At 47.6% G+C, this 15,279-nt stretch carries 10 protein-coding genes; 5 read left to right on the top strand and 5 right to left on the bottom strand.

Annotated features, from left to right (window positions below; translation table 11 throughout):
- From KDK19_RS00670 to KDK19_RS00660, 3 genes are all read left to right on the top strand, one after another.
- Nucleotides 1–1,275, top strand: a 1,275-nt coding sequence (locus tag KDK19_RS00670; RefSeq protein ID WP_257291121.1) for a hypothetical protein, incomplete at its 5' end; no start/stop codon positions are given.
- A 36-nt stretch (nt 1,276–1,311) separates the two neighbouring features.
- On the top strand, nt 1,312–1,578 hold the full coding sequence (locus KDK19_RS00665) for a WD40 repeat domain-containing protein (protein WP_257274181.1): 267 nt from the start codon (nt 1,312–1,314) through the stop codon (nt 1,576–1,578).
- 155 nt (nt 1,579–1,733) lie between these two features.
- Nucleotides 1,734–3,302: a WD40 repeat domain-containing protein gene (locus tag KDK19_RS00660; RefSeq protein ID WP_257279562.1), complete on the top strand. Its 1,569-nt coding sequence runs from the start codon at nt 1,734–1,736 to the stop codon at nt 3,300–3,302.
- 204 nt (nt 3,303–3,506) lie between these two features.
- Here the strand turns inward: KDK19_RS00660 and KDK19_RS00655 are convergent, their stop codons facing one another.
- Nucleotides 3,507–3,914, bottom strand: a complete 408-nt coding sequence (locus KDK19_RS00655) for a VOC family protein (RefSeq protein WP_257274179.1) — start codon at nt 3,912–3,914, stop codon at nt 3,507–3,509.
- 327 nt (nt 3,915–4,241) lie between these two features.
- Here KDK19_RS00655 and KDK19_RS00650 point away from each other — a divergent pair, with 327 nt between their 5' ends.
- Nucleotides 4,242–7,430: a CHY zinc finger protein gene (locus KDK19_RS00650; RefSeq protein ID WP_257291120.1), complete on the top strand. Its 3,189-nt coding sequence runs from the start codon at nt 4,242–4,244 to the stop codon at nt 7,428–7,430.
- A gap of 62 nt (nt 7,431–7,492) precedes the next feature.
- On the opposite strand, the gene KDK19_RS00645 is transcribed toward KDK19_RS00650, so the two are convergent.
- Nucleotides 7,493–8,068, bottom strand: coding sequence for a cyclin-dependent kinase inhibitor 3 family protein (locus KDK19_RS00645; protein ID WP_257291119.1), 576 nt, complete (start codon nt 8,066–8,068; stop codon nt 7,493–7,495).
- Nucleotides 8,069–8,360: 292 nt separating this feature from the next.
- The gene (locus KDK19_RS00640; protein WP_257279564.1) at nt 8,361–10,379 is read right to left on the bottom strand and encodes an alkyl/aryl-sulfatase; all 2,019 of its coding nucleotides are present in this window, start codon (nt 10,377–10,379) and stop codon (nt 8,361–8,363) included.
- A gap of 109 nt (nt 10,380–10,488) precedes the next feature.
- Here KDK19_RS00640 and KDK19_RS00635 point away from each other — a divergent pair, with 109 nt between their 5' ends.
- Complete coding sequence (locus KDK19_RS00635; protein WP_257291118.1) at nt 10,489–11,400, top strand: LysR family transcriptional regulator; 912 nt, start codon at nt 10,489–10,491, stop codon at nt 11,398–11,400.
- A 248-nt stretch (nt 11,401–11,648) separates the two neighbouring features.
- On the opposite strand, the gene KDK19_RS00630 is transcribed toward KDK19_RS00635, so the two are convergent.
- Both KDK19_RS00630 and KDK19_RS00625 read right to left on the bottom strand, forming a co-directional pair.
- Complete coding sequence (locus KDK19_RS00630; protein WP_257291117.1) at nt 11,649–12,983, bottom strand: HlyD family type I secretion periplasmic adaptor subunit; 1,335 nt, start codon at nt 12,981–12,983, stop codon at nt 11,649–11,651.
- Nucleotides 12,980–15,070 (bottom strand): type I secretion system permease/ATPase, encoded by a 2,091-nt coding sequence (locus KDK19_RS00625; RefSeq protein ID WP_257291116.1) that lies wholly within the window; start codon nt 15,068–15,070, stop codon nt 12,980–12,982. The genes KDK19_RS00630 and KDK19_RS00625 overlap by 4 nt, the downstream gene beginning before the upstream one ends.
- Nucleotides 15,071–15,279 lie beyond the last annotated feature (209 nt).

Raw genomic sequence — 15,279 nt, 5'->3', positions numbered from 1 at the left:
AGTGAACAGATAAAACGGATTCCGGAAAACACCGTTATACTGCTCTCATCCGATGCCCCAACAGTAACAACGCCTTCTCCACCCGATGCTCCCACCCCTGTTAAGTACTATATTCACAATGAAATTCTGTTGAAGGATGGACAGGACATTCTTGGAGCTGCTGATGATGGCGAGGAAATCGTCATCATGCTTAAGTCAGGTTTTACAGACAACCATATGATCAGGGTTGGCACTGCTGAAAACTTGCGGTTTTCAGAAACAAGAGATAGTCACGTAGCGCACGTTACTTTTCAGCCAACTCAACATTCGATCCATAACCCTATTGACTCCGTTGTTTTAGCACAGTGCTATAACCGGAGACTGAATCTGGAAAACAACGTATTTCATCTTGCTCTTTACGGGGCCGCAGTCGATGTTGAATGCAGGGAACCTCTGGATGCAGCTGCCAATGATATGCGCCCGGGCCCTGGCTTGCGGTTCGTCAATAACACGCTCATAGGTAAACATTTCAAAAATATAATCCAAAGCTTTATTCCCGAGGATGGGCTATTTATTAATCTTCCTGCCATCAGGAACCAGTCAAAAAGGATCGCTGTTATTGGAAACACATTCCGGGGCAACATGGCAGAAGCAGGCGAGCTTGTTCTTGGACCCGGGACTCAAATGGATATCTTCAGAAACTCCATCAACATTTCCAATCACGGTAATACACGTCGTGAATCTATTACTGCAAGAAAAGGAGGTTTCGCGCTTATAGGTCACACAGATACCGATTCAGAGAGCCCTCGCTTTAATATGGCAGGCAATCAGATCCAGGTAACGGGGATCGCTATAACCATCTTTGCGCAGGTTGAACTGGCTCTCGCCTGTAACCACCTGCAGGCAACTCATCCATGGCGACAGGTGTTGGCACCATTCAGCCTGAAGGCCGTTGACCCATTGGAACTGGTCGATGAGTGCCAAAAATTGATGAGTCCAACCGTTACGCCAACACACACGCCACCGAGAATCTGTCAGATCGAGAATACCTGGACGGCCATCAATGATTCCACAGACACGGCTTTAAGTGGACTGGTCAACATTGAAGGTCACTTGCTCTTCGGCTCAAAAATCTGTCGGGTAGCCGATACGATTTCTGATTCCAGTACCCGAAAGACTTACATTACCGGCCCCTCCCCCGTTAATAGCAGGAGATCCACTTCATCAGCGGAGGCAACCGTCGTGCCCACTGCCCTGGGCGTCGTGAGCATTCTGGCGATATTGTTCAATCTATAACCTGTCAGTTTCTTTAGGTACCTGACAGCTGGCCAGATGTTTAACAGATATGAATCATGCCAATCCAGCTTCAGCCCTGGCGGCCACCATCTGGTGACTGCCTGCGACGACAGAGCAGCGAAATTCATCGGTCAGGCGACCAGTGGCTCATGGTCAGAAAAAGCCAGCATTTCTCATAATGGCTGGATCTACTCAGCCACCTTCAGCGCCGATGGTCGCTATGTGGTAACCGCCTCCGGCGACCAGTCGGTGAAAATCACTGAACTGCGGAGCAATAATTCATTGCATGCTATCACTGAGTGACGCCATCTTGTGTGCGCTGAAAGACAGAAATTCTGCTTGTTGCCCTTAACAACATTTTATGAACTTTCATTCTAAAATTGACTCCAACTTTCCGGTATCAACATTGACTGCCCTTGCTGATCGGAGATAAATACCTACTTTTGGAGGAATCAGAAGTGCATGGAATAGAGAGCAATACCTGCATTGCTGAGTCAAACCCGCCGCGACCCATGAGAGCTCAATTGGAACGTTCGTCATCATGTGTCAGTGCAGGTAGATCGGTTGCTGTAGCTAACATGAAGGAAAAGGATAGACCTTTATTTCAGTATTTTTCTGTTCTATTAAGCCCCATGATTTGCAGCCGTTTGCAACTTCGGGATATTGTCAGTTTAGAAAGGGTGTGTACCCAACTTCGCGATGGTATCAAACAAGATAATACTCTGGCAAAAGCGTGGTATCGCCGGTTTCCTTCATCACACCAGCATCAACTAAGGACAGCTATCAACAGCAAAAATTATGATCAACTCAATGATTGGTTAGAGTCCTTCACAAATGATCAGGCGTTAGTGAAATCACTCACAGACCGCAATCCGGAGAGGGTTAATGTACCTGCCCTGTTTTTTTTCACTACGACAAAACTGATGTCTGAATGTAAAACATTCAAATTAGCTACAACAGCAACGATTCACGAAAAGGACTGCGTAAACTCAGCCAGCGTCAGTATTAATGGCCGCCACCTGGTCACCGCCTGTGACGATGGCACGGCGAAAATCTACGTTCATAAAGCGGATGGATCATGGAAAATAAAAGCTACCATTCCTCATGACTTCTGGGTCAAGTCAGCCACTTTCAGCCCCGATGGCCATCAGGTGGTGACCGCCAGTTTGGATGGGACGGCCAAGATCCTGCGCCAGAAGACCGATGGATCATGGGAATTAACAGCCACCCTTTTCCATAATAATATTGTCGAATCAGCCAATTTCAGTAGCGATGGCCGCCATGTAGTCACCGCCAGTTGCGATGAAACGGCGCAAATCCACAGCCAGAAGACCGATGGATCATGGGAATTAACAGCCACCCTTTTCCATAATCATCACATCCGATCAGCTACCTTCAGCACCGGTGGCCGTTATGTAGTAACCTCCAGTCGCGACAAAACGGCAAAAATCCATAGGCAGGAGGCCGATGGATCCTGGAAAGTAGAAGCTATCATTAACCACAAAAAATGGGTCAACTCAGCCACCTTTAGCCTTGATGGCCAGTATGTGGTGACCGCCAGTGATGATAAAACGGCGAAAATCTATGGCTATAACGATGGTTCATGGGAACCAGAAGACACCATTCACCATAATGACTGTGTCAACTCAGCCACCTTCAGTCCCGATGGCTGCTATCTGATGACTGCCAGTGACGATGACACGGTAAAAATCTATGCTCATAAAGCCGATGGATCATGGCAACCAAAAGCCATCTTTTTCCATCAGTATGGGTTCGGGGTCTTATCAGCCACTTTCAGCCCTGATGGCCGCCATCTGGTGACTACCAGTAGAGACGGAACGGCGAAAATCATTGGCCAGGAGCCCGATGGGTCATGGTTAGAAAAAGCCAGCGTTTCCCATAATGGCAGGATCTACTCTGCCACCTTCAGTGCCGACGGTCGCCAGGTGGTGACCGCCTCCAGCGACCATTCGGTGAAAATCACTGAACTACGAAGCAATAATTCATTGCTTGCTGTCACTGAGTGACGCTATCGATTGCAGAATGCATCATCTTCTTCTCTGCAAAAGCCCTGATCGGTTTTTTTTCCGGTAACTATACCCACTAACTGTGTCAGCTTCTGACTGCAAGTGCATCTGTATTGGATGCCGTGATAAATTCTGTCAGTAAGAGTGTTACGAGCTTATCGATCTCAGAGTCCTCCCCTGATTAAAAGGCAGAGGTACACTGACTCATCTTCTACCCGCCGACTGATGAAACTCAATCACATTTCGATCAGGGTCACGGATAAACAACAATATTGAACCACCCTCTGTTGAAATGGGACCTTCTGTGATGGCAATCCCGAGTGCTTGTAACCGCCCCTGAACCTCGATGATATCATCCACTTCAAGAGCCATATGGGTATAGCCCGGGTGTTTCTGGTCAACGTCCATCAGGATATTCTCCCCAGGCTGAACCGTTGCGTTCAGAATAAAGTTAAGGTTGACGCCGCAAGGGTGCTCCATAATGGCAACCGGCTCTGGCCCCACCGGGCCAGCCAGAAACCGAAAACCGAGCTGTTCATAAAAATCCCTGGTCGTCTGAAGATTGCTTACCCGTATGCCCACATGGTTAATTCTTTTGACTGGTATCACCATCCGCCTCCATCAGACTGGTCATTGAGCCTGACTATTGTTGTTTAACCACTGAAAGTGTTCTATCCCAATTTATCAATACCACCCAGCTATGTAAAAACCAAACACTGCCAGTTTCATCTCATTTACTGTGGCAAAGAGAAAGTGACCCATATAGCAATTCAGAAATTCTTGGCTATCCTGTGTTTCTATTGCGAATAACAAGCATGCCCAATGATGTTCCTTTACTTTTCCAGGGCAGAAAGTCAGCACAGATTGTTCTGGCGCTTTTCTGTCGGACAAATAGCCCCTTGTTAATAATATTGGCAAGAGTGATTTAGCGAGATTTAAATGCATTTATACCGCTTATTCACAGCATTTGTTGTTTCTCTGCTAGCAACGGCGATTGTGCCACTATGTTACCCCTCAACCTTCATTGAACGGCATAGTCCCGATGGCCAAATGGTTCAGGTTGAAATCAATGATGGCACAGATCCCCGGGGTGTGAGTCAGTGGCAAGTGAGCTTGCTGCTTCCGGAAGGTTTCAATGACCAAAACAACATCCTCTGCTTTAAGGCGCCTTTGGTGTCAGCAGACTCGAACAGTATCGCAATATTAGTCACGAATAACCTGAGCGACTACTGCTATCAACTAGTGATAGTGAACAGAACACAACCCCCCGCTTTCCAAAAAAGCTCTAAAAATGGCACACTTGCTCGCTTGAAATCCATGACGGCGGACAGACCGGAACTGGCTTCCCTAACCACCCATCAACTCCTGAACAGCAAAATTCATACTACTCCACTCACTCTTCTGGCCTACTCCGACAAAATGACGGGCAATCGGCTGGAAACCCGGCAAACCCGGAATAACACACTGACATTGACTGGAGACAAGCTCGCTACCAACGCCGATTTTCCCGGAAGCGGCAACGGCGGCTTCTTCTACTCATCTCACCCTCCCCCCCGGGGAGGAAGAGGTGGCGGGCTATCGGGATTATTCGAAATCGACCTGATTGTTCTGAAACCCGTCGTCTCATGGCTGATGTCCATAGGAAAGGACTCTACCTCGTTTGAGGAACAGCTGTCCCCGGCGCGTTTAAAAATGACACGCGTTAACGCCGATGGCTCATCCGGTGAAGCCGTTATACCCGTTGGTTGGCTTGATTTCCTGAATATTGAGCAACTGACCGATGCTGATTTCTGGAACTCCCTCTTCCAGCGTGCCGCCACTTCTTGCCCAGCCAGCGAAAACCTTCAATGGCAGCTTGGCTGTTTAAAACTGTTTCTTGAACATACAGCTTTGAAGACACATCATGGGGGTCGATTAAAGACAGGTATCGGGGATGGAGAACCTTCTGGCAGGGTACCAGACAAAGAACCAAAGGACGAAAATAACGATCATCAAAAAGAGCAAAGAGATAAACCTGAAGATCAGGAGAGCAGATCACCGGGAGAACACAACGATGGCACTGGAGATGGGAATAACAGAAAAGACGACAATGGAGATAATGGAGAGGAGAGTGAAAAAAATGCGTCGACTCAAGACCTTCTGGAACTTGCGAACCAGCTTATTGCCACCATTGAAAGCGGTTCATCCAGAGCCGTTTTTAAGCTGAGGCAAATACTGGATGAGCTAGACATGCCTCAGCGTTTGCAGGTTCTGGAAACAGTGGGCACGAACAGCAGGGGTAATCCTGTCACTCCTATTGAGGCGGTGTTGCAACTGCAGCGTTCTTTCAAAGAGAATTCATCACGTAACCGGTTTATCGAGCAGCTGATAGAAGCCACAAGCGATAAAACACGGACTTTGAATGACCTTGACATGCTGTCACTCCAACCGATGCCACCCGATCGGGTACTGCCCCAAGCTGACAACAACCTGAGGATTTTGTATAAAATTCTTCTGGACATAATCCATGGGGCCAATCAATATGACCAACAGCCACCCATAGGACAATTTGAAAAATGTTGCTTTACTGAGTTCTTCGCTCATTTGTTCCTGATCTATTCAAACCCACTTGAACTTATTCGTAATCTTTTGGGGGAAATATCAGATTTAGCGACAAGGCATGATGTTATGATTAATGAACAATCATTGACATTTCCTACCTGTTTCCTGGATACCTTTATACAATTTCACCAACACCCATCTTTTCATGAATTAAAACATTTCGTAAATAAACTGTTAACTCAGGTGCCTGCTCCAGATCATTCACTTCTCGTTGACCAACCTTATTCCCAACCATCTTTGTCTGTTCAAACAAGACAGATCCACGGACTGCCTTCAGATGCCTCAGTGATAACTCCGGGAAGTTCATGTAATGCTGGCAGCAGCCCCGACAACCATGAACCTCAACATTTGAATCACGATTTGGGGAAGTTAGAACGTGCTGTAAATGGGCATCTCAGCCATGAAACAGTAAATGCACTGAAAAGAATCGCTCAGCAAAAAGAAGAGAAAAAAAGACAACAGTTACAAAAAATTGAAAGACAAATGATAGAAAGGCGGCGGACAGGACGTGCTGTAAATGAGCACCTCAGTCTTGAAAAAGTCTATGCGCTAAAAAAAATCTCTGAGAAAAAAAGAGAGAAAAGAAGACAACTGATACAACAAATTGAAAGACAGCAGATTGAAAGACAGCAGACAGAAAAGCAACAGATTGAAGAGTTAACTACAAAGTTTCAAGGGTTAAGATCAGAGAATCATGATTTACGGAGTCGCGTGAACTGTTTGCAAGCTGACAACGAACGCTTGGAAGAACGACTTCAAATAGCGAAGGATGAGCATAGTCAACAATCGGTAATCGATATGCCCCATCCGGCACCTCGACAAATGGCAGCGGCCAGCCTGGCGATGCGGAGCAATCACGCAGAGGATTCTGCTCCTTGCCAGCAATCGAGCACCTGCGATGAGCAGGCAAGCGGGTCGAATGAGCATTTACAAGGACCATCGCGGCAGGAAAGCAAAGCGCCATTCTGCAACCATTACCAACGGTTTTGCTCTGTCGGTTTTGCTTGCTGCGAAGGGTATTTCCCTTGCCATAAATGTCATAACGAAAACAAACAATCTCTATGTAAAGCTGAACTGAAGGCGTGGAATGCAATACGGCTTAAGTGTTCTTTATGTGGATATGAGGGAGATATTACGGAAAACTCTCAGACATGCCCAGCATGCCAGAAGCAAATGTCGCAATATTACTGCGCAAAATGCAAACACTTCGCCTCAACAGCCAACAACCCCTTTCACTGCGACAAATGCGGCATTTGTCGAATATACGCAGATAAAGCCTTTCACTGTGATGGTTGCGGTGCCTGTCTGACTATAAACCTGAAGGGTAATCACAAATGCCTTGAAAACGCTGGCTCCGATGAGTGCTTTATCTGCCTGGAAGACACTTTCTGCGGTTGCAGGATATTGCTCTGCTGCTCCCACGTGATTCATGAGGAATGCGCCGCTGTAATGCTTCAACATGAGATTAGAACCTGCCTTGTTTGCAAGCGCCCTTTATATAGCCAGATAGTTGAAAACCATGAATAACCGTCTGACCTGGTTTAATAGTCGCCGCTGATGAGCCCTTTGGGTATGCTGCGCCGGAGGCATCATTCAAACTTACCTTCTTGAGTGCTGATGAGGTGATTAGCTGAGGGCATGGATCGCAAGTAATCTTCCTGTTCTTTGGTCTCTATGGCTCCGGTTCGGGCTTCTCGCACTTTTGAAATAGCCTCATCAGATGAGGCACCATAGGCCATTAGCAGTCTGGCAACCAGCAGTCCCGTTCGTCCCAACCCTCCACGACAATGAACTAATACTTTCTCGCCCTGATCCAGGTAACGATAGATCGTGTTAACTGACTGTTTCCAATGCTCTTCAAACCGGACATCGGGAATGGAGAAATCTTTTATCGGCAAATGCAGCCACTGTATCCCTGCATTGTTGACTTCATTTTCAAGCTCATTGATACCCAGGATTTGAAATTCATGTTCTTCAATCAGAGAAATCACCAGCACTGCACCCCATTTTTTTATAGCTGCAATGTCTGTGGCCAGATCCCGGCTCCGGTCCTCTCCAAACACTGACTGCCTCTTTATACCGGGTGCAGCGGTCATGCCCAGAATTCCCCCTCCGGGAATAGAGACGGTATCAATGAGTAAAGGATGTGACTGTGATGTTGGCATTCAAGTGATTTCCGGTCTGTCTTCTGAGTTGATGATTGATTTTCCCACATATTCGGGAAGCATACATTGATGACTCAATACCTGATACCGCTTAATCCTGTTCTTTGAGCCAATTAAATTTATAATCGGCTCATGCATATTCTGACAGCGCTTGAACACTCATTCTGTTAACTCTTGAACACTTTTTACTGCTCTCGTCCGCAAACCCTTTGTTGGTATAAATATCGGAACCTGACAAGGTTGAGATGACTCCTGTTGTTCATCTCAACCAAAAAATCATTCAAAAAAGTAATTAGCTGGCAGGCATTGGAATGATCTCAAACATTCCGTCAAAGTCATCCAGAGTTGCTGACAGCTTTTCTATTAGCTCCACGTTGCCTTTGATCTCAGCATCACCGGACTTCAGTAGAGCTTTCAGGGAAGTTTGACCCAGCGCCATTTTTGTCAGGTCAGTTTTTTGAATGACCAGTTCAACATCCGTTTCCGGCAGTGTTTCAACTTCTATATTACTCATATTGGCGTTTGAAACCTCACCAAAGAAACGCTGCTCCAAGTCTGGGTGATAAAGGCCAAAACTAAAGTCTAAACCCGCCTGCTCCGCTTTTTCGGCATTCAGACGAACCGCCAGAAAGTCGAGAAACATGCCTGTTGGCGTATTAGCAATAACGTCTGCAGAGGCTAGCTTAATGGATGGTTTGATCTCTCCGGTTCTTAACTCCACTGCACCTTGCAAGTAGGAATTGCGCCACGCCATGGTTTCTGACTGATAACCCTGTTGCTCAAAGCTGTCAGCCAGTGCATAGCGATAATCCAGGTTATCAGGGTGACACTGCACCAGATCATTGAACAGCTGGGATGCTGCTTGATATTGCCCGTTATTGAAGTGTGAAACTCCCGCACCATAGAGTGTCTCTGAACCCGCAGCCTTGACATAAACACATGACTTGTCTCTGGTTTCCAGCGGGTTGGTGTTTACCGGGTTCATATCGTGATAACCAAGATATAAATTGACTACCGCACGGGCGTTATGACTGTACGAACCGTGGTAGCCATTGGTGTGCCAGGTCTGTTTTTGATCCTCTGGCACCAGCTTCTCAATTTCACGACCTACGTCGTTAATAGTGGTGCCATGGTTAGCCAGACGCATGGCCTGATTGTGAATAAAGCCATAGTTATCCCGTTGCAGAGTCATATACTCGGCAATTTCGTTATTTTCAGTGGCCGGATCATTCCAGACCGGTGCTGAGTGTGCAGCGTGAATACTGTCAACCATTCCGGAATCCACAAAACGCATTTTCAGTTCAGTCAGATACTTGGTCCAGACCAGTGCATCACGAACTTTTGCTCCCCGGAAGGTGTAGATGTTATGCATACCGTCATAAGTAAGCTCAGCGGTATTGAGTGAGCGGTATTGCGGAACATAGAGCACCATTTCCGCAGGTGCTTCAGCGCCCGGCATATTTATGGCGTGAAACTCCAGGCCATCAATATTGATCACTTTTTCACGTGACGTAATTTCTGTCGTAGGCGCCACAAGAGTGACCTCGCCCCTTGACGTACCCAACCCCAGAGCATTGTCAACGATGCCTTTGGTACTATTGGTTAACGTTGTTCCGTACTGATAGTTTGCCCGGCGGCCCATAGCAGTGCCAGCGATGACGTTTTCGTCAGCCAGCTCTTTGATGAAATCTTTTGGCGCGTAGATTTGCGCAGCTTCGTCGAAGTTGCCGGACTCATAAACCCCCCTGGAACCACCAAAGTGATCAGCATGCATATGGGAGTAGATCATCCCGGTAATTTTATGCTCTCCATTGATTTCAGGCAGGTGTTTTTTGGCAAAATCCCAGGCAGCTGCGGCTGTCTCCCGGGACAACAGCGGATCATGAATGACATAGCCGTTTTCAGAACGATAAATGGTCATATTGGATAGATCAGCCCCACGAATCTGATAGATACCATCCGTCACCTGATACAAGCCACCCGCCGTATAATTCAGCATACCCTGACGCCATATAGACGGATTGACCGTGGCAGGTATTTCGTCAATCGACATATCCGTCATGTACTGAAAACGATTTTTCAGCTCTCCCGCAGCATGATTGCCAAATTCTGCGATCAGCCCTTTGCGGGTACGATCAAAAGCGGAGACATCTTTCCATGGCAGGTTTTTTGCCAGGTTCTGGTTTGCTCGTTGAGTATGGGCAGTGGCAGGTTTGCCCTGATAGTCCTCGAGGCTGGTATATTCAGCACTTGCATTAAACGAAGCAAGAATAGCAAGGGTAATGGCTGAGAGAGTCTGTGTCGGTTTCATAGTGGTCCTTATTCACGGTTGAACTGAAGACCCGATCACTTTAATGGCTTAATTCATAATGATATATTTAGTATTTTTTAGTTTAATCATCACTACTGGTTATATGTTGATGAAAGCATCAAAGTTCGATCTTAATCTCCTGCGAGTTTTTCTGGCGGTCTATCGCTATCAATCAATCACAGTGGCGGCTGAGGTTATGGAGTTAACCCAACCCGGCGTGAGTGGCGCAATAAAGAGAATGCAAAACCAATTGGGAGATACTCTGTTTGTCCGTGATGGCCGAGGCATTGCGCCAACGGATTTTGCCCACGAAATAGCCCGCCAGATTGAGCCCGCCCTGGAAACTATAAACAATACTCTCAGTGATATGCAGGGACTCAGCCATCACGGAAAGCGCCGGTTCGTCGTGTATACCCCTGAGCCCGTGATGCTGGTAATGCTCCCCAGGATTGAAGCAGACTTAACATTGGAAAACCGGGAAATAGTGCTTTACCCAACACCGACCAATGAGGAAGAGTTACTTGATAAGCTCAATCTGCGGCAAGCGGATTTAGCAATAGATTTTGCTCATGTCTCTACCTTATCTTATTTTACCCAGCCTTTGTTTACTGACCAGATCTGCCTGATTGCCAGCCGATCCCATCCCAGAATCCAGGGAAGCATTACGGCTGAGCAGTTTTATCAGGAAAAACATATAACTTTGAAACTGAGGCGTGAAAATAAATTTGTCGCAGACTCTTTTACGGAAGAGCCCCTGCAACCAAGAAAGGTTATGGCTGAATGCGACTCCCTGCTTGCGTTAATGGCTCTGGTAGCCAGTAGTGAAAGTATTGGCACTATGAGCAGCAGTCTGGCGAAGATATTTTCTCAACAATTTGGTTTACAGGTCATGAAAATACCGTTTCGCTCTTTGCCCATTAACTACAAATTGCTAGCCCATAGCCGGGTCCGGAATAGCAAAACCAACTGCTGGTTGCGTAGCAAAATTCTGTCTTATGTCACAGAGTTAAGGGGTAAATAGACCAGGGCGGACAAATCATTTTTCTCATTATCATCTGCCTTTCACCACCCCCTGTCAGGAATACATAGACTCGTAAAAAATGCCCATCTCGCTGTTGGGTTCTGGCAGGGCTTGAATAGGGAGGTTGCAAATGGGTGAAAATATCATAAGTCTCCCCCTGTTTGGTTTGGTCGCCTATGGCTTATCGGCAGTTCGATTAGCTGGAAAGAAAGCTCAAAACGTACCAAATCACCCGATTCAGTTTCGTTTCATTGTATGGCTTTCAGAACTGGTGCCATCAGATAATTCATGACGGTTCTGCTCCCGGTAAGCACATCGACTACGGCTGTCATACCTGGCAGAACAGGCCACTGATCTTCAGTGGTGGGTAACTTTACCCTGATCCGGTAATAAGGCTGCCCCCGATCATCTTCCAGTGTGTCCGCACTGATCGACTCCAATGTTCCCTTAAGACTTCCGTAGGAAGCATTTTCATAAGCCGTCAGTTTCACTTGGGCATTCTGACCTGATCTCAGAAAAGCAATATCGGATGGTTTCACCTGAGCTTCAACCACCAGACTGTCACCTTCAGGGACAATTTCAATCAACGTGGCACCGGGTTGAATAACACTGCCCGGCGTATTCACATGAACCACTTTTATCAGACCACTGACTGGGGCTGAAAGCGACGTTCTGTGGACTTTGTCCTTAAGCCCCACCTGCCCTTCAGTCAATCTTCCCAAACGCTCGCGAGCCGACTGCAGTTCCTTTTGGACATCTGCCCGGTAGCGCACAGCTGTGCTTCTGTAACGACTGCGAGCTTCACTCAAAGCGGATGCCAGTCTGGGCTCCATCAATTTTGCACTCTCCAGCTCACCTTTCAATTCATTGGCTCGACGCTGCAGCCCCAGAATATCCACCTGAGTGACCAGCCCCTCGCGAACGAGAGGCTCTTTCAGCTTCAGTTCTTCTTCGATAAGGCTGTCACTACGGCTCAGGGTTTTTATTTTCTGTCGATGCTCTTTCAGCTCCTGACTCTTCTGACTTTCCTGGATAGACAATATATCGAGCTGACTTATAAACGACTCTAATCTCTTATCAAGAATAGCGTTCTGCTGTTCAAGCCTCATCAAGTCAACAGGTTCTGCATGGAATTTATCCGGTAATTCAGATCGAGTAATCTGCCATTGACCTTCCTTCTCGTGGAGTGAATTCAATTCCACTTCAAGTCTCAGAACTTCCCATGCTGTGTCTTCCAGTTCGGTTTCATTCACCATCAGGCTGGACCGGTAACGGGTTTCATCTACCTGCACCAGTGTATCGCCCCTGTTGACATGATCCCCCTCCCTGACCCCTACCCACTTCAATATGCCTCCGTCCAGACTCTGTACCAGCTGCACCCGGCTGTCAGGTACTACCCGACCATAACCGGTGACAACCTCGTCAAGTTCCGCCCAGCATGACCAGAGAATCAGCACAACGAGAAAAGCCAGAAGCATCCAGACAAACCATCGGCTGTAAACAGAAAGATCAAGCAGTCTTGCCTGATCACGGCTTCCGGCTGTTTCTAGCAACCATCTCTGCCAGCGACTTTCTTCCTTCATGACGGCTCAGCCCTGATGTCTTCTCTGGCCTTATCTGAAACCAACCGCCCTCCATCTAGCAGAATAACTCTACTGACCACATCCAAAAGACTGCTTCTATGCGTCATCAATATCAATGTAGTGGTGGCTGGAAGATCAGCAAGAGTCTGACGTATCTGGTCCTCCAGCAGGCTATCCATATGAGCAGTGGGCTCGTCCAGCACCAGCACATCGGGCTTATTCAAAAGAACTCTGGCCAATGCGACAGCTTTACGCTGACCACCAGAGAGCCTCTGTCCACCCTCTCCAACATGGTATTCCAATCCAGCCAGTGACATCCCTGTAAAGGCACCGACTCCAGATGCCTGTGCTGCAAATAATAGAGCTGCTTCTTCAACGTCGTTATGACCCAGAATAATGTTGTCTTTTATCGTGCCATGGAAAAGCCAGGGCTCCTGGGCCAGAAAACCAACTTTCTTCCTCAAGTGGCGAGGATGAATATCATTGATATCAATATCATCTAAGGTGATTCGTCCCTGTTCGGGCGTATAGAGCGCAGCCAGAGTTCTGGCCAGCGTTGACTTGCCGGAACCAGACCGTCCCACAATAGCTACTTTTTCACCTGATGGAATCTTCAGAGTCAAGTCCACCAGCGCAGGCACTGCAGCTCCCGGATATTTGAAGGACACCTGCTCAAAGCCAATCCTGCCTTCGAGCCGACCCAGATTGCGAAAATGATGGCCGGTCTGTTGTTCATCCGGTTGAGCCATTAATTGCCCGGTGACCCTGTAGGCAGTCTTTGCCTGATGGTAGCGGGTTGCCAATAGAGCCAGTTGCATGAAAGGAGCCATAGCTCTGCCGGTTAACATCATAACCGCTATGAGCGCCCCCAGATTGATCACGCCAATGCCGATGGCATTCACCCCGTAATAGATAACGGCCACTGTCGTCAGCTGCTGTGCACAAAGTGCAACCACCGTTACTGTTCCGGTGATCGTCCGAGTCTTTAACCCCCAGGTGGCCATTTGACCTACAGCCTGCTCCCAACGTTTTTGGAAACGCCACTGTGCGCCCGCCAGCCTCAGAGTTTCCATACCGGTCAGGCTTTCAACCAGATCTCCTTGCTTTCTTGCTGACAAGCGCTCACTCTCTTCTATAGTGCGGCGCAATGCGGGTTGTATCACCAAACTCACCAGAACCATCAACGCAATGGCAACAATGTGTATCCAGACCAGTCCGCCGGCAAGAAGACCAATCACCAGAAGAAAAACCAAAACAAAAGGAATATCCACCACAGCGATAAGGCAGGTGGACGTAAGAAATTCCCTGATGGCGTCAAAGTCCTGAAGCTGTCGGGCGAACGCTCCTGTGGAAGCAGGTTTGGCTGATAACTGCATAGCCATAACCTTGGCATAAATCCGGCTGGCTGTGAGCAGGTCAGACTTTTTGGCAGCCAGATCAATAAACCGGTTTCTCAGGTATCTGCAAGAAAACTCAAAGACAATGACCAACAATATTCCTAATGTCAGAGCATTGAGTGTTCCCATGGCCATACCCGGGATAACCCGGTCATAGACCAGACGAACAAACAGGGGAACGGACAGCGCAAAGAGATTAACCAGCAGTGAAACCAGCAATATCTCCCGATAGATGGCCCTTCCAGCCAGGAGAGCCCCCCAGAGCCAGTGCTCATGCAAAGCGGGTTCCAGGTCCGGTTCCCGATCGTCTCTGATACTGGCAGGACTAAACAAAATAAGAACATCACGGGTGCTTTTCTGAAACTCTTCAACTAAAAAATAGTAAGGTTTTGATGGCTCCGAAGGATTCAGCAGCCTGATCTGGCCATCCTCAACAGCAAGAATAATGATCGGCAAATCCTGCCACCACGCCAGGCAAGGAAGGCTGCCCTTTGGCAGACCCGCTTCGGAAAGGTTTAGTGTTTTTTCATACGTCAGTAGCCCTGCATTTTCAGCCGCTCTTTTAAGCAGATGCTCAGGAATAAATCCATCTTCAAGAGGAAGACCCGATAAAACAACTTCAGGAGAGACCGACCGTTCATAATAGTTTGCCAGCCAGACCAGGCAATTCAGTATGGGATCCCGGCTCATTTCGCTCGCCTTAGTCATGTTCTCAACGACAGTGGAACGCTAAGTTAGAGTAGAGCATGAATATCAGGACCGCCATAATCCATCGAAAGGCCCCACCATTCATGAAGCATTTAAGAAAAAGCAGAGCGGAGGAAAATCACCTACCCTTAAGTAGTTCTAGCAGCCTGTCGGACTTAAGCGTCCGTAGCGAGGATTGCAAGAAATTGAGG

This window comes from Endozoicomonas sp. ONNA1 (assembly GCF_024606325.1).
GTDB lineage: Bacteria > Pseudomonadota > Gammaproteobacteria > Pseudomonadales > Endozoicomonadaceae > Endozoicomonas_A.
Note: the sequence above shows the minus strand (reverse complement) of the source record. Positions and strands in the feature narration are given on the sequence as shown.

Bases quoted from the DNA above. Each gene is read 5' to 3' on its own strand.
- KDK19_RS00630 (WP_257291117.1), bottom strand. From the start codon at position 12,983: ATGAAGGAAGAAAGTCGCTGGCAGAGATGGTTGCTAGAAACAGCCGGA.
- KDK19_RS00650 (WP_257291120.1), top strand. From the start codon at position 4,242: ATGCATTTATACCGCTTATTCACAGCATTTGTTGTTTCTCTGCTAGCA.
- KDK19_RS00645 (WP_257291119.1), bottom strand. From the start codon at position 8,068: ATGCCAACATCACAGTCACATCCTTTACTCATTGATACCGTCTCTATT.
- KDK19_RS00665 (WP_257274181.1), top strand. From the start codon at position 1,312: ATGTTTAACAGATATGAATCATGCCAATCCAGCTTCAGCCCTGGCGGC.
- KDK19_RS00655 (WP_257274179.1), bottom strand. From the start codon at position 3,914: ATGGTGATACCAGTCAAAAGAATTAACCATGTGGGCATACGGGTAAGC.
- KDK19_RS00625 (WP_257291116.1), bottom strand. From the start codon at position 15,070: ATGAGCCGGGATCCCATACTGAATTGCCTGGTCTGGCTGGCAAACTAT.
- KDK19_RS00635 (WP_257291118.1), top strand. From the start codon at position 10,489: ATGAAAGCATCAAAGTTCGATCTTAATCTCCTGCGAGTTTTTCTGGCG.
- KDK19_RS00640 (WP_257279564.1), bottom strand. From the start codon at position 10,379: ATGAAACCGACACAGACTCTCTCAGCCATTACCCTTGCTATTCTTGCT.